15 protein-coding genes are annotated in these 15433 nt (G+C 64.5%); 14 read left to right on the forward strand and 1 reads right to left on the reverse strand.

Annotated features, from left to right (window positions below; genetic code table 11):
- The first annotated feature begins 2 nt into the window (after positions 1-2).
- The 5 genes from BRA471DRAFT_RS14725 (at position 3) to mmsB (ending at position 6056) form a co-directional block, all read left to right on the forward strand.
- On the forward strand, positions 3-1079 hold the full coding sequence (locus BRA471DRAFT_RS14725) for an aldose epimerase family protein (protein WP_007608438.1): 1077 nt from the start codon (positions 3-5) through the stop codon (positions 1077-1079).
- Positions 1079-1957, forward strand: a complete 879-nt coding sequence (locus BRA471DRAFT_RS14730) for an SMP-30/gluconolactonase/LRE family protein (protein WP_007608439.1) — start codon at positions 1079-1081, stop codon at positions 1955-1957. Before BRA471DRAFT_RS14725 ends, BRA471DRAFT_RS14730 begins: the two co-directional genes overlap by 1 nt.
- Before the next feature lie 73 nt (positions 1958-2030).
- Positions 2031-3104: a multiple monosaccharide ABC transporter substrate-binding protein gene (chvE, locus tag BRA471DRAFT_RS14735; protein WP_007608440.1), complete on the forward strand. Its 1074-nt coding sequence runs from the start codon at positions 2031-2033 to the stop codon at positions 3102-3104.
- A 187-nt stretch (positions 3105-3291) separates the two neighbouring features.
- A complete protein-coding gene (mmsA, locus tag BRA471DRAFT_RS14740; RefSeq protein WP_007608441.1) occupies positions 3292-4869 on the forward strand; it encodes a multiple monosaccharide ABC transporter ATP-binding protein in 1578 nt (525 codons plus the stop codon).
- Positions 4866-6056, forward strand: a complete 1191-nt coding sequence (gene mmsB, locus BRA471DRAFT_RS14745) for a multiple monosaccharide ABC transporter permease (RefSeq protein ID WP_007608442.1) — start codon at positions 4866-4868, stop codon at positions 6054-6056. The genes mmsA and mmsB overlap by 4 nt, the downstream gene beginning before the upstream one ends.
- Before the next feature lie 74 nt (positions 6057-6130).
- Here mmsB and BRA471DRAFT_RS38860 read toward each other — a convergent pair whose 3' ends face one another.
- Positions 6131-6286, reverse strand: a complete 156-nt coding sequence (locus tag BRA471DRAFT_RS38860; protein WP_007608443.1) for a hypothetical protein — start codon at positions 6284-6286, stop codon at positions 6131-6133.
- Positions 6287-6459: 173 nt separating this feature from the next.
- On the opposite strand from BRA471DRAFT_RS38860, the gene BRA471DRAFT_RS14755 reads away from it, so the two are divergent.
- The 9 genes from BRA471DRAFT_RS14755 (at position 6460) to BRA471DRAFT_RS14795 (ending at position 15364) form a co-directional block, all read left to right on the forward strand.
- A complete protein-coding gene (locus BRA471DRAFT_RS14755; protein WP_007608444.1) occupies positions 6460-7035 on the forward strand; it encodes a cytochrome c oxidase subunit 3 family protein in 576 nt (191 codons plus the stop codon).
- A gap of 2 nt (positions 7036-7037) precedes the next feature.
- Positions 7038-7298: a cytochrome C oxidase subunit IV family protein gene (locus BRA471DRAFT_RS14760; RefSeq protein WP_007608446.1), complete on the forward strand. Its 261-nt coding sequence runs from the start codon at positions 7038-7040 to the stop codon at positions 7296-7298.
- 96 nt (positions 7299-7394) lie between these two features.
- Entirely contained in the window at positions 7395-7847 is a 453-nt protein-coding gene (locus tag BRA471DRAFT_RS14765; protein WP_007608447.1) for a cytochrome c, read from the forward strand.
- Positions 7848-7886: 39 nt separating this feature from the next.
- On the forward strand, positions 7887-9233 hold the full coding sequence (locus tag BRA471DRAFT_RS14770) for a cbb3-type cytochrome c oxidase subunit I (protein ID WP_007608449.1): 1347 nt from the start codon (positions 7887-7889) through the stop codon (positions 9231-9233).
- A gap of 59 nt (positions 9234-9292) precedes the next feature.
- Positions 9293-10105 (forward strand): CbbQ/NirQ/NorQ/GpvN family protein, encoded by an 813-nt coding sequence (locus BRA471DRAFT_RS14775; protein ID WP_007608450.1) that lies wholly within the window; start codon positions 9293-9295, stop codon positions 10103-10105.
- A 10-nt stretch (positions 10106-10115) separates the two neighbouring features.
- The gene (locus tag BRA471DRAFT_RS14780; protein ID WP_007608453.1) at positions 10116-12032 is read left to right on the forward strand and encodes a nitric oxide reductase activation protein NorD; all 1917 of its coding nucleotides are present in this window, start codon (positions 10116-10118) and stop codon (positions 12030-12032) included.
- A gap of 83 nt (positions 12033-12115) precedes the next feature.
- A complete protein-coding gene (locus tag BRA471DRAFT_RS14785) occupies positions 12116-12781 on the forward strand; it encodes an HAD family hydrolase (protein WP_007608454.1) in 666 nt (221 codons plus the stop codon).
- 8 nt (positions 12782-12789) lie between these two features.
- Entirely contained in the window at positions 12790-13740 is a 951-nt protein-coding gene (locus BRA471DRAFT_RS14790; RefSeq protein WP_007608456.1) for a sugar-binding transcriptional regulator, read from the forward strand.
- A gap of 310 nt (positions 13741-14050) precedes the next feature.
- Complete coding sequence (locus tag BRA471DRAFT_RS14795; RefSeq protein WP_007608458.1) at positions 14051-15364, forward strand: sugar ABC transporter substrate-binding protein; 1314 nt, start codon at positions 14051-14053, stop codon at positions 15362-15364.
- Positions 15365-15433: the final 69 nt, after the last annotated feature.

The raw sequence follows: 15433 nt of genomic DNA on the forward strand, positions 1-15433 counted from the left end.
TCATGGCTGGATCGAAAGCAGAAAGAGACGTCTTCGGAACGCTGCCGGACGGCCGCAAGGTGGACCGCATCATGCTGCGCGGAGAGGGCGGGTTCGAGGCACGCATCATCACCCATGGTGCAGTCTTGCAGGCCTTGATCGCGCCGGACGCCAAGGGTGGCTACGACGACGTCGTGCTCGGCCATGACGCATTCGCCGGCTATCTCGCCGAACGGAAGTTCTTCGGCGCCACCGTCGGCCGCTACGCCAATCGCATCGCCAACGGACAATTTGCGCTGGACGGCGAGACGGTGCAGCTTCCCGTCAACAACGGTCCGAATGCGCTGCACGGCGGCGTTGACGGTTTTGATCGCAAGCTCTGGGACATTGCGGAGATCGACGCTGGCGCCGAGCCCGCGGTCACGCTGACCTACACGAGCCCGCATGGCGAGGAAAACTATCCCGGTCGGCTCGATGTGCGCCTGACCTATCGCGTCACCGGCCCGGCCGAGCTATCCCTGATCATGGAGGCGCGGACCGATCGGCCGACCATCGTCAACCTGACCAACCACAGCTTCTTCAATCTGGAAGGCGCGACATCAGGCACGCCCATTCTCGATCACAAGCTGACGGTCGCCGCCGGGCATTTCCTCGCGATCGATCCCACCGCCATTCCATTGCCGGAGCCGCCGCGCAGCGTTGCCGGCACGCCGTTCGACTTCCGCGGGCCGCGGCCCGTCGGCGAGCGCATCCGCGAGGGCGACCAGCAATTGCGCAACGGCAAGGGCTACGACCACACCTACTGTCTCGCGCGCGACGGCAAGCTCAGTCTCGCGGCACGGCTGGAGGCGCCGCGCTCGGGGCGCATCATGGAGCTGTTCACGGATCAGCCTGGGCTGCAGGTCTATTCGGGTAATTATCTCGACGGCACCATTTCGGGCAAGGGTGGCAAGCTCTACCGGCAGTCGGACGCGATGTGCCTGGAGCCGCATATCTGGCCGGACGCACCGAACCGGCCGGATTTCCCGAGCCCGCGCCTAGCGCCCCGCGAGGTCTATCGCCATCATACGGTCTATCGCTTTGCGGTGAGAAGGTCATGATGGAACAGGTGCCGACCTCGGTTCTTTCGGACGATCCTTGCCATCTCGGCGAGGGGCCGACCTATGACGTGACCACGGACACGGCCTGGTGGTTCGATATCCGCGAGGGGCGACTGTTCGAGGCGCAGCTCGGCCGTGGCAGCGTTCGCGTTCATGCGCTGGGCCGGATGGCGAGCGCACTTGGGCGGATTGACGCCGAGCGGCAGTTGATTGTCGCGGAAGACGGGCTCTATGTCCGCAAAACTGCCGACGGCGCGATGACGCTGCTCTGTCCGCTCGAAGCGGACAATCCCGCGACCCGCTCCAACGATGCCCGCGTGCATCCCTCCGGCACGTTCTGGATCGGCACCATGGGTCGCAAGGCGGAAGCAGGGGCAGGGGCGATCTACGCGTTCCATCACGGCGAGATATCGATGCTGTTTCCGCGCATCAGCATTCCCAACTCGATCTGCTTCTCGCCCGATGGCGCCACTGGCTACTTCGCCGACACCGCGCGCGCGGTGCTCTACGCGGTGCCGCTCAATCCCACGACCGGCCTGCCGCGCGGCGAGCCGGAAGTGCTGCTGCGCCACACCGGCATCGGCGGTCTCGACGGCTCGGTGTGCGACGCCGACGGGCAGATTTGGAACGCGTGCTGGGGCGCAAGCCGCGTCGACGTCTACTCTCCGCAAGGCGAGCGCCTGCGTTCGCTGAGCGTGCCGGTAAAGCAGGCGAGCTGCCCCGCTTTTGTCGGCCCTGATCTGTCGCGTCTCCTCGTCACCTCGGCCTGGCAGGACATGGATGCGGCGGCGCGTGCCGCCGATCCGCAAGCCGGCTACACCTTCCTGTTGGAGGCATCCGCGCGCGGTCGCGCGGAGCCCGACGTCAAGCTCGCATAGGAGGCTAGAAGCCGCACACGACCAAATTTCTCGACGACACGAAAAAACAGTCTGACATCCAAGGGAGTGAAACATGTTGAAACTGAAGACGACATTCCTCGTGCTGGCGCTGGCCGGCGCTGCGACGATGGCCGCGGGCGTCACCGCCTCGGCCCAGGACAAAGCAACAGTCGGCATCGCCATGCCGACCAAATCGTCGGCGCGCTGGATCGACGATGGCAACAACATGGTCAAGGTGCTGAAGGAGCGCGGCTACAACACCGACCTGCAATATGCTGAGGACGACATTCCGAACCAGCTCTCGCAAGTCGAGAACATGGTGACCAAGGGCGCGAAAGCGCTGGTGATTGCCGCGATCGACGGCACCACGCTCTCCGACGTGCTCAAGCAGGCGAAAGCAAAAGGCATCACCGTGATCGCCTATGACCGCCTGATCCGCGGCACGCCGAACGTCGACTATTACGCGACCTTCGACAACTTCCAGGTCGGCGTGCTCCAGGCGCAATCAATCGAGAAAGGGCTTGGCCTAAAGGAGGGCAAGGGTCCGTTCAACATCGAGCTGTTCGGCGGCTCGCCCGACGACAACAACGCCTACTTCTTCTACAACGGCGCGATGAGCGTGCTGAAGCCGTACATCGACAGCGGCAAGCTCGTCGTCGCCTCCGGTCAGATGGGTATGGACAAGGTTGCGACCTTGCGCTGGGACGGCGCCACCGCGCAGGCCCGCATGGACAATCTGCTCAGCGCCTACTACGGCAACAAGAAGGTCAACGCCGTGCTGTCGCCGTATGACGGCCTGTCGATCGGCATCATCTCCTCGCTGAAGGGCGTCGGTTATGGCAGCGCCGGCCAGCCGATGCCTATCATCTCGGGCCAGGATGCCGAGGTGCCCTCGATCAAGGCGATGCTGCGCGGCGACCAGTATTCGACCATCTTCAAGGACACCCGCGACCTCGCCAAGGTGACCGCCGACATGGTCGACGCTGCGCTTGCCGGCAAGCAGGTCACCGTCAACGACACCAAGACCTACGAGAACGGCGCCAAGACCGTGCCGTCCTATCTGCTCAAGCCGGTCGTGGTCTACAAGGACAATTGGGAGAAGGTCCTGGTCGAGAGCGGCTACTACAAGAAGGCGCAGTTCCAGTAAGGCTTCTTTTCTTTTCCCTCTCCCCGCTTGCGGGGAGAGGGCTAGGGTGAGGGGGAGTCTCCGCGAGGAAGGTAGCAGTGTGTCTCGCGGAGACTCCCCCTCACCCGGATCGCATCTAACGATGCGATCCGACCTCTCCCCGCAAGCCGGGAGAGGTGAGCTAACACTGATTGAGGGACGTGAAATCATGACCGCAATGCTGGAGATGCGCAACGTCAGCAAGAGCTTTTCCGGCGTGCAGGCGCTGCGCGATGTCAATTTCTCGGTTGAAGCCGGGCAGATCCACGCCCTCGTCGGCGAGAACGGTGCCGGCAAGTCCACGCTGATGAAGGTGCTCAGTGGCGTCTACCCGGCCGGCAGCTACGAGGGCACCATCATCTTTGATGGCGAGGAGCGCCGCTTCCGCGACATCAACGATTCCGAGGCGCTCGGGATCATCATCATCCATCAGGAGCTGGCGCTGATCCCGCTGATGTCGATCGCCGAAAACATTTTTCTGTCGCACCCGCCGTCCAAGCTTGGCGTCATCGACCGCGACCAGGTATATCGGCGCACGCGCGACCTGCTCGCGCAGGTCGGCCTGAAGGAATCCCCGGATACGCTGATCACCGATCTCGGTGTCGGCAAGCAGCAGCTGGTCGAGATCGCCAAGGCGCTGTCCAAGCGAGTGCGGATGCTGATCCTGGACGAGCCGACCGCAAGCCTCAACGAGGCCGACAGCGCCGCGCTGCTCGAACGTCTCATGGCGTTCCGCGCGCAGGGCATCGGCTCCATCCTGATCTCGCACAAGCTGAACGAGGTCGCCAAGGTCGCCGACCACATCACCGTGCTGCGCGACGGCCGCACCGTTGACGGCATCGACTGCCGCGCCGAGCCGATTCAGGAGGACCGCATCATCCGCAGCATGGTCAACCGCGATCTGGCCCATCGCTTTCCCGAGCGCAGCGTGAAGATCGGCGAGCCCGTTCTCACGGTCGAGAACTGGTCGGTCTACCATCCCATCCATCCCGAGCGGCAGGTGATCAAGAACGTCGATTTCAGCGTGAAACGCGGCGAGGTCGTCGGCATTGCCGGATTGATGGGCGCCGGCCGCACCGAATTCGCGATGAGCCTGTTCGGCCGGTCCTGGGGCACCACGATCAGCGGTCGCATCCGGCTTGAAGGCCATGAGATCGTGCTGCCGAACGTTGCGGCCGCGATCGACGCCGGCCTTGCCTATGTCACCGAGGACCGCAAGCAGCTCGGACTGATCCTCGCCGACGACGTCCGCAAGAACATCACGCTCGCGAGCCTCGACCAGGTCGCGCCGAACCGCGTCATCGACGACATCGCCGAGCTGAAGGTCGCCAGCGACTACCGCAACCGGATGCGCATCCGCTGCTCCGACGTCTACCAGGAGACCAGCCAGCTCTCCGGCGGCAACCAGCAAAAGGTCGTGCTGTCGAAATGGCTGATGACCGACCCCAAGGTCTTGATCCTGGACGAGCCGACCCGGGGCATCGACGTCGGTGCCAAATACGAGATCTACTGTATCATCAACGAGCTTGCGGAAGCCGGCCGCGGCGTGGTGGTGATCTCCTCGGAGATGCCCGAGCTACTCGGCATCTGCGACCGCATCTGCGTCATGAACGACGGCGCCTTCGTCGGCGAGTTCAAGAGCGCAGACGCAACGCAGGAAAAGATCATGCGCGCCATCATGCGCAACGACAGAAATTATGGAAGCAGCGCCCTTGCGGGTGCGGAGATGGGAGGATCGCAGCCATGACCGACAAGACGGTTTCGCTGCCCGAGGAGGGCCGGCACGGCAGCTTCATCAAGAACAATCTGCGCAATTACGGCATGCTGATGTCGCTGATCGCGATCATGCTGTTCTTCCAGGTCATGACGGGCGGCACGCTGCTGCAGCCGCTCAACCTGACCAATCTGGTGCTCCAGAACAGCTACATCGTCATCATGGCGCTGGGCATGCTGCTGGTGATCGTCACCGGCCATATCGATCTCTCGGTCGGCTCGGTCGCGGGCTTCGTCGGCGCGGTGGCCGCCGTGCTCATGGTGACCTACAAGGTCGACTACACGCTCGCCTTCATCGCCTGCCTGCTGCTGGGCGCGGCGATCGGCGCCGCGCAGGGCTATTGGGTGGCCTATTTCAAGATACCGTCCTTCATCGTCACGCTCGCCGGCATGCTGGTGTTCAAGGGGCTCGCGCTTGCGGTATTGCAGGGCCAGTCGCTCGGACCGTTCCCGGCGACCTTCCAGAAATTGTCGTCGGGCTTCATTCCGGAGATGCTGCCCGAGGCCGGCACGTTGCATCCGACGTCGATGCTGGTCGGTGCGGTGCTCGCGCTCGGCCTCGTCTACGCCAGCGCCAAGGGGCGCTCGCGCGAGCAGCTGCACGGCATCGAGGTCGAGCCTTACGCGTTCTTCCTCGGCAAGAGCATTCTCCTGGCCTGCGCCGTGCTCTATTTCACCTATCTGATCGCCTCGCATCGCGGTCTGCCGAACGTGCTGGTCATCATGACCGCGCTGATCGCGCTCTACGGCTTCGTCACCCGGCGCACCGTCATCGGTCGGCAGGTCTATGCGGTCGGCGGCAATGCGAAAGCGGCAAGCCTTTCGGGCATCAAGACGGAACGGTTGACCTTCCTTACCTTCGTCAACATGGGCGTGCTCGCTGCGCTCGCCGGCCTCGTCTTCGCCGCGCGCCTCAACACGGCAACGCCGAAGGCGGGTCTCGGCTTCGAGCTCGACGTCATCGCCGCCTGCTTCATCGGCGGCGCCTCGGCCTATGGCGGTGTCGGCCGCGTCGGCGGTGCCGTGGTCGGTGCCATGATCATGGGTGTGATGAATAACGGCATGTCCATCCTCGGCATCGGCATCGACTATCAGCAGGTCATCAAGGGCCTGGTCCTGCTCGGGGCGGTGTGCATCGACGTGTATAATCAGCGGAGATAGAGACTATCTCTTCGTAGCTACGTAGCCCGGATTGCGCTGCGCTCGATCCGGGCTACGATCCAAGATCGACGGCTCTACTGCGTCGTGAACAGCACCGCCGCGATCGCGACGGAAACGCTCACTGCCGATACGGTTGCCACGGTCGACAGCACGCCCATTCGCTGGAGCGCGATGGCGAAGACGATGATGATGGGCGTTGCGGTCATCAGCCCGATTTGTGCATCGCTCACGTTATCGCTCGCAGCTCCACGGAACCCTGGGGCGTTTGGTACCGCGACCCGGCCGGCCGGACGTTGCGACGGCGCAAACAAATTGATCGGCATTCCCCCAAGTTTGTCCGGCAACAAACTTGGATCGGCACGGCTGAGCTAAAGCTGGCCGGTGTCCTGATCCGGAAGAGCAGATGTCGGCAGCCGATTGCGAACCACAGGGAACGGGCTGGGGAATCCTGGACGATCTTCCCGGCGATCCCATGATCTGGGTTCTGATCTTCAGCGAGTTCGCCGCCTTCGGTCTGTTTCTCGGTACCTTCACAGTCGCCCGCGCGATCCACCCGGCCGTGTTTGCGGCGGGGCAGGCGGCGCTTGATCCGGGTCTCGCCGGATTGAACACTGTCGTGCTGGTGACGAGCGGTTGGGCCGCAGCCCGGGCTACGAAGGCCGCGCGGGCCAGCGAGAGGCGGGCGACACGATGCTGGCTCCTCACAGCCATGGGGCTTGGTGGCCTGTTCGTGGCGGTCAAGCTCGCCGAATATGCGGAAGAGATCGGGCGCGGCATCGGACTTGAAACCAGTCCGTTCTTCACACTCTATTTCCTCCTGACCGGCTTCCATCTCCTGCACGTCTGCCTCGGCATCATCATCCTCGCATTCGTCTGCCGCCGCGCCGAGGCGTTCGGCGTCGAGACGGGAACGGCCTTCTGGCACATGGTCGATCTGGTCTGGATCGTGATGTTCCCGATTCTTTATCTGGTGCGGTGACGATGCCGGATCGCTCGGACATCACCTGGCTCGCGCTGATCGGCCTCGCGCTCGCGACCATCCTGGTGCCACCTCTGGTGCCGCGGCCGCTGCTCGGCAACGCCCTGCTGCTGGCCTTGGCCGCCGTCAAGGGCCGCCGGATAGCGCTCGATTTCCTCGATCTTCGCGCCGCGCCTGCGCTCTGGCGCGGCCTCGTCAGCGCCTGGATACTCATGGTGGTGCTGTTTGCCTGGCTCACATCCGCCGTCGTCGCCCTGATCTGACCCACTCCTTGCGCCCTGACAAAGAACGGGCCGGGCCGATCGGCAATAAATCGCATCACCGATTTACGCGACAGGACTCACTTGAAAGGATTGGCAATGGCTGAACGCCTGACCAAGTCGGCCGCTCGAAACGTCTTCTACGGCGGCTCGGCCTTTTTCTTCGCCATCTTCATCGGGCTGACGGCGCACAGCCACTACTACATGGCCACGACATCGACGGACGCGGCGACGCTGACGTCGTCGGTCGCCCGCGGCAAGCATGTCTGGGAAAAGAACTCCTGCATCAACTGCCACACGTTGCTCGGCGAAGGCGCCTATTTCGCGCCCGAAGTTGGCAACGTCTGGGATCGATGGGGCGGCAAGGAGGATCCGGCCGGCGCGCGAGAGACGTTGAAGGCCTGGATGCAGTCGCAGCCTTCGGGCGCGGAGGGCCGGCGACAGATGCCGCAGTTCAACCTCACCGATCAGGAGCTCAACGATCTCGCCGATTTCCTGCAATGGGTGAGCACGATCAAGCGCCAGGATTGGCCGCCGAACAAGGCCGGCTGAGCCCGCCGCTTTCCTCTTTCAGAACAGAGAGAATCCGAGATGAAATATCAAACGCAGAAAGTCGCGATGCTGTATTTCTACGGCGCGCTGACCCTCTTCCTGGCCCAGGTCCTGTTCGGCCTCCTCGCCGGGACCATCTACGTCCTGCCCAACACGCTGTCGGTGCTGCTGCCGTTCAATATCGTCAGGATGATCCACACCAACGCGCTGATCGTGTGGTCGTTGCTCGGCTTCATGGGCGCGACCTACTACCTGCTGCCTGAAGAAACCGAGACCGAGCTGTACAGCCCGCTGCTCGCAAAGATCCAGTTCTGGATGTTCTTCGGCGCAGCGGGCGTGGCGGTGGTCGGCTATCTCTTCCACTACCATGAAGGCCGCGAGTTCCTCGAGCAGCCCTTCATCATCAAGGTCGGCATCGTCGTCGTCTGCCTGATGTTCCTGTTCAACGTGACCATGACTGCACTCAAGGGACGCAAGACCACGGTCACCAACATCCTGCTGTTCGGCCTGTGGGGCGTTGCGATCTTCTTCCTGTTCGCCTTCTACAATCCGGCGAACCTCGCCGTCGACAAGATGTACTGGTGGTACGTCGTCCATCTCTGGGTCGAGGGCGTCTGGGAGCTGATCATGGCCTCCGTGCTCGCCTATCTCATGATCAAGCTCAATGGCATCGATCGCGAGGTGGTCGAGAAGTGGCTCTACGTCATTATCGGCCTCGCGCTGTTCTCCGGGATTCTCGGCACCGGCCACCATTTCTACTGGATCGGCGCGCCCGGCTACTGGCAGTGGATCGGCTCGCTGTTCTCGACGCTCGAGGTCGCGCCGTTCTTCACGATGGTGGTCTTCACGGTGCAGATGACCTGGAAGGCCGGCCGCAAGCATCCGAACCGCGCCGCGCTGCTGTGGTCGGTCGGCTGTTCGGTGATGGCGTTCCTGGGGGCCGGCGTCTGGGGTTTCCTGCACACGCTGTCCTCGGTGAACTACTACACCCACGGCACCCAGGTCACCGCCGCGCATGGCCATCTCGCCTTCTTCGGCGCCTATGTGATGCTCAATCTTGCCGTGATGGCTTACGCCATCCCGCAGATCAAGGGACGCGCACCCTATAACCAGTGGCTCAGCATGACGAGCTTCTGGATCATGTGCACGGCCATGATGACGATGACGTTCGCGCTGACCTTTGCCGGCGTGGTCCAGGTCCATCTCCAGCGCGTGCTCGGCCAGGGCTACATGGACGTGCAGGACCAGCTCGCCTTTTTCTACTGGGTGCGGCTCGGCTCCGGTGGGTTCGTCGCGATCTCCGCGCTGATGTTCGTCTGGGCGGTGCTGGTGCCCGGCCGCGAAAAGCTGGCGACCATTCCCGCCGCGCTGCAGCCGGCCGAGTAAGCGTGACGGCGGCCGCGTTTCGTCGCGGCCGCCGCTTCAGACATCTACGGAGAGAGATCATGAAAGCAGCCCTTCACGCCTTGGCCGCGCCCGCACCCGCGCTACCGGCCTACGTCGCAAGCGGCAACGAGTGTGCCCTGTTCGAGCACGCCTGGCGGCACCGGCTTCCGGTCCTGCTGAAGGGGCCGACCGGTTGCGGCAAGACGCGTTTCGTCGCGCATATGGCGGCGCGGCTGGGCTTGCCGCTCCACACCGTCGCCTGCCACGACGATCTCACCGCCGCCGATCTCACCGGCCGCTATCTGCTGAGGGGCGGCGACACCGTGTGGACCGACGGTCCATTAACGCGCGCGGTCCGCGAGGGCGGCATCTGCTATCTCGACGAGGTGGTGGAAGCCCGCAAGGACGTCACTGTCGTGCTGCATCCGCTCACCGACGACCGCCGTATCCTGCCGCTGGAGCGAACCGGCGAGGAGCTCGGCGCTCCCGCGAGCTTCATGCTCGTCGTCTCCTACAATCCCGGTTACCAGACCCTGCTCAAGGCGTTGAAGCCATCGACGCGGCAGCGCTTCGTCGCCATCGAGTTCGGCTTCCTGCCGGCCGAGCAGGAGATTGCGGTGGCGTCGGCCGAGAGCGGGCTGCCACCGGATCGCGTACGGCCGCTGGTCGCGCTTGCCGGACGCCTGCGGGCGTTGAAGGGGCATGATCTGGAGGAGGGCGTCTCGACCCGGCTCGTGGTGTATTGCGCGACCTTGATCGCGGCGGGTGTCTCGATCGCCGATGCCGTGCTCGCCGGCATGATTGAGCCGCTGACCGACGATTCCGACGTCAAGGCGGCGCTGCTGGATGTCGCGCGCGCCGTGATCGGGTGAGGCAGGTTCCATGCTCGACTTCCTCGAACTTGAGGAGACGGTCGGCCGCGCCTGGCATCGGATGGTCGGCGGCACCGCGAGCTATCCGGCTCACGATGATCACGCGGTGGCACTTGCGGACATCAGAGGCCGGCTCGCGGTGATGTTCCGTGCACTTGGCGGCGAGACGGGCGTTCAGATCGCGAGCGCGGGCGCACACAGGGCGGGCCATCGGCTCGGCTGGCGGCAACGCATCGGCCTTGGAGACGAACGTCTCGAACAGCCGGGCCGCGACGCCGCGACCATCTTCCTTGCCGATCGCATCGCGATATTTGCCGACCGCGACCTCAACGCATGCCTCTACCGCTGGCTCGCGGCGTGGTTCGCGGTCGCGCCGATCGAGACGATCACGGAGGATGATCCGCTGCGGCGGGACCTCCTGGTCTTGCGCCGGGCGAGCGAGACGGCGGTCTTCGTGCTCACGCAGTTTCCCGGGCTCGCGTCCGATTACGCGCGGCTCGCCGCCGCAACCGCCGAAGCCCGGCCGCGACGTCCGTTGCCGCGTCTCGAGCAGGAGATCGAGCAGATCGCTCTCGCCTTGCTCGGGGCCGGAAAGGCGTCCGCAAGCCGGCTGTGGCCGGCGATGATGGGGACAGGTCCGCTGCCGGACAAGGCACCGCCGGGCTATCGCTCGGTGCTGCCGTGTCCGCTCTGGGGCGATTGCTGGACGCGCGAGCTCTCGCCCGCGCATGCGGGCGGCGATGCGTGCGCACCGGGCGCGAATGCCGTGGCCCAGGATAATCGCAAGCGCTTTGCCGTGCGCGAGCGCGAGGACAACCCCAATCGCCGCGATCCCTTCGTGCTCAACCGCTTCGAAAAGATTCTCGCAATGGCCGAGATGGTCAATGTCGACCGTCCGGCTGACGACAGCGAGGATGAGGACGCGCAGAAGGCCGCCGACGATCTCGAGGAGATGACGCTGAGCCGCCGCAGCGGCAAGCCGGCGAGCCGGCTCAAATTCGATCTCGACCTGCCGCCGGAAGCCCTCGATGCCTCGCCGCTGAAGGCTGACCTCACCTATCCCGAATGGGACTACCGCAGCAGCTCCTACCTGTCCGATCACTGTCGCGTGCTCGCGGGCGCCGCGTCCGAGACCGGCGAGACCTGGTTGCCCGACGAGACCATGCGCCGGCATATCCGTCAGGTGCGGCAGCGCTTCGAGATCTTGCGGCCGCGCCGCGAATTGATGCGCGCCCAGGCTGACGGACACGACCTCGACCTCGACGCGCTCGTGCGCGCCCGCTGCGATCTTCGCGCCGGCAGCGGCGGCGGTCTCGATCGCATCCATGTCGCGATGCGCCCGCAAGGGCACGATCTCGCCGTCACGCTGCTTGTCGACGTCTCGCTCTCGACGGACGCCTGGGTCGACGGCCATCGCGTGCTCGACGTCGAGAAGGAGGCGCTACTCGTGCTCGCGCACGGCCTGTCGGCCTGCGGCGATCACCACAGCATCCTGGCCTTCACCTCGCGCCGGCGGTCCTGGGTGAGGCTCGAGACCGTCAAGGCCTTCGGCGAGCCGATGAGCGGGACAGTGGAGCGTCGTATCGGCGCGCTGAAGCCCGGCTATTACACGAGGATCGGCGCGGCGGTGCGCCACGCCTCGGCCGAGCTCGCGCGTCAGCCGCAGCGCAAGAAGCTGCTGCTCGTCCTCACCGACGGCAAGCCGAACGATGTCGATCATTACGAAGGCCGCTTCGCGGTCGAGGACACCCGCAAATCGGTGCAGGAGGCGCGCCGGCTCGGCATCGCCGCCTTCGGCGTCACGGTGGACGCAACCGCGCAATCCTATTTCCCGACGCTGTTCGGGCGTGGCGGCTACGCCATCGTCGGCAACATCCGCCGACTGCCCGCGGCGCTGCCGGCGATTTACCGGCAGGTGGCGCACTGATTCAGGAATTCAGGAAAGGGTGCGGCGTTCCGATCTCGGGGTGAGCTATTGCCCATGCTATGGGTATATGATCGAATGGCCGGATGGACCAGGGCCGGCCGAAACCCGATCTGATCATCTTCGACTGCGACGGCGTGCTGGTCGACAGTGAGCTGTTGAGCTGTCGGTGTCTGTCCGACGTGCTGGCCGAATGCGGCATCGCACTGAGCCCGGACCAGGCGCTCGAGCTCTTTCTCGGACGCAGCACGAAAGCGGTCGAGCAGCATTATCGTGATCTCGGGCAGGTCGTGCCGGACGGCTTTCTGCCGCGCTTGAAGTCGCATGTGTTGAGCACGTTCGCCGGATCACTTCAGCCGATCGCGGATATTGCCACCGTGATATCGGAATTGCGGTCACCATTCTGCGTGGCCTCGTCCAGCGACATCGACCGTGTCGCGCTCTCCCTTGACGTTACCGGCCTGCGGGCGCATTTCGGCGGCCGGATTTACACCGCGCAGATGGTCAGGCATGGCAAGCCGGCGCCCGATCTCTTTCTGTACGCGGCCGAGCAGATGGGCACGCAACCTGCGCGCACGCTGGTGATCGAGGACAGTGCGAGTGGCGTGCAGGCGGGCAAGGCGGCCGGCATGATGGTCTGGGGATTTGCCGGCGGCAGCCATTATCGCGGACGCGACGGGCAGGCTATACTGTCGGGTGCGGGGGCCGACCGGGTCTTCGCGCGCATGATCGATTTCTGGAAGGACGCCTGACGCCTGCCATGGCCGCCGAGAACGAAAAGTCCAGGCTCGATGACGCCGCGCGTGCCGGCTGGCTCTATTTCATTGCCGGTCACACCCAGGACGAGATCGCGAAGATGCTCCAAGTGTCGCGCGCGTCGGCGCAGCGGCTGGTGTCGCTGTGTCTCGCCGAGCGGCTCATCACCTTCCGGCTCGAACATCCCATCGCCGCGTGTATGGAGCTGGCGGCGCGGTTGAAGGAACGTTTCGACCTCGCCCATTGCGAGGTGGTGCCGGCGGATTCCGCCGCGCCGCAGGCCACGGCGGGCATCGCCGAACGCTGCGCCAATCTGCTCGATTCCACGCTGCGTTCGGAAACCCCCGTCATCGTTGCGCTCGGCACGGGACGCGCCGTGCGCGCCGCGGTCGAGCGCGTCACGCCGATTGACCGGCCCAACCACCAGATCGTCTCGCTGGTCGGCAATATCTCCGCCGACGGTTCGGCGAGCTTCTACGACACCGTCGGCCGGCTTGCCGACCGCACCGGCGCGCGGCACTATCCGATGCCGCTGCCGTTCCTGATGTCATCCGAGGATGAGCGCAACAAAATGGTCCGGATCGAGCCGATCGCGAAGGTGAAGGCCGTCGCAGCCAAGGCGGATTTGCGCCTCGTCGGCATCGGTCAGATGGACCAGAAGGCGCAGGTCCATGTCGACGGCTTCGTCACCCGCGACGAATTGTTCGAGATGATGCGGCAAGGGGCGATCGGCGAGATCACCGGCTGGGCCTATGATTCCAAGGGCCGCCTGCTGAAGGCCGGCACCAACAGGCGCCTGACCAGCATCCCGCCGGAAGTGCCCGCGAAGACCACGACGATCGGCGCCGCCGTCGGCGCGGCCAAGGTGCCGGCGATTGCTGCGGCGTTGAATGGACGGTTGATCAACGGCCTGATCACGGACGAGGCGACGGCAAGGGCGATTCTGGAGCGCTGAGGCGGTTCGCTCTTCGTGCCAGGGAGGCAGGCGGTCTTTCCCCACACCACACTGTCATCGTCCGCGCAGGCGACGATCCAGTACGCCGCGACTCCTCTTGGGGCAAACCAATAGACGACACGGCGTACTGGATGCCCCGCTTTCGCGGAGCAAGACAGTGTGTGAGACGAGAGCTCAGCCATCTCCCGCACCGCAGCACTCATAAGTTGCGCGAACAGCTTTGCGCCTGCTTGACAACGGCCCGCCCTCAGTCGAACATACGCCCAACGCGTGGGCATATGCTCAAAAGCGCGATTCTAGGGAGGTCACCGTGAAACACGTCCTCGGCGCCGTCTGCGGCGCGTCTTGCCTGTTGCTGGCCGTCCCCGCGATGGCTGAAACGACCCTGACGATCGCCACCGTGAACAACGGCGACATGATCCGGATGCAGGGGCTGACGGCCGAATTCACCAAGAAGAACCCCGATATCAGCGTCAAATGGGTGACGCTGGAAGAGAACGTGCTGCGCCAGCGCGTCACCACCGACATCGCCACCAAGGGCGGCCAGTTCGACGTCCTCACGATCGGCACCTACGAGGTGCCGATCTGGGCCAAGAAGGGCTGGCTGGTGCCGCTGGCCAATCTCGGCGCCGACTACGACGTCGCCGACCTCCTGCCCAAGATCAAGGATGCGGTCTCGGTCGACGGCAAGCTCTACGCCGCGCCGTTCTACGGCGAGAGCTCGATGGTGATGTACCGCACCGACCTGTTCGACAAGGCCGGCCTCAAGATGCCGGAAAAGCCGACCTGGGATTTTGTCATCGACGCCGCCAAGAAGCTCACCGACAAGAGCGCCGGCGTCTACGGCATCTGCCTGCGCGGCAAGGCCGGCTGGGGCGAGAACATGGCGTTCCTCTCCGCCATGGCCAATTCCTACGGCGCACGCTGGTTCGATGAGAAGTGGCAGCCGCAGTTCAACACGCCGGAATGGAAGGCGACTCTCACGACCTATGTCGACCTGATGAAGCAGGCCGGCCCTCCCGGTGCGAGCTCGAACGGCTTCAACGAGAACCTCGCGCTGTTCAATGCCGGCAAGTGCGCAATGTGGATCGATGCCACGGTCGCGGCGTCCTTCGTCACCAATCCGAAGGACTCCAAGGTCGCCGACAAGGTCGGCTTCGCGCTCGCGCCCAACACGGGCCTTGGCAAGAACGCCAACTGGCTGTGGGCCTGGAATCTCGCGATCCCCGCGGGTTCGAAGAAGGCGGAAGCCGCCGAGAAGTTCATCGCCTGGGCAACGAGCAAGGACTACACCAAGACCGTCGCCGCAAAGGAGGGTTGGGCCAACGTGCCGCCGGGCACCCGAACCTCTCTGTACCAGAACCCCGAATATCTGAAGGTCGCCCCGTTCGCGAAGCTGACGCTGGCCTCGATCGATGCCGCCGATCCGAACAAGCCGACGGTGAAGCCGGTGCCTTACGTCGGCGTGCAATATGCGGCGATCCCCGAATTCCAGGGCATCGGCACGCAGGTGGGCCAGCAGTTCTCGGCCGCGCTTGCGGGATCGATGACGGTCGATGCCGCGCTCACCGCGGCGCAATCTTCGACCGAGCGCGAGATGAAGCGCGCCGGTTACATCAAGTGAGATCGAACTCTCCCTCCTGAGCTCAGACCTGCGGCCATCCACCGCTAAGGATGGATGGCCGCCGTCTTC

The sequence above is a fragment of the Bradyrhizobium sp. WSM471 genome (assembly GCF_000244915.1).
In the GTDB taxonomy this organism is placed as follows: domain Bacteria; phylum Pseudomonadota; class Alphaproteobacteria; order Rhizobiales; family Xanthobacteraceae; genus Bradyrhizobium.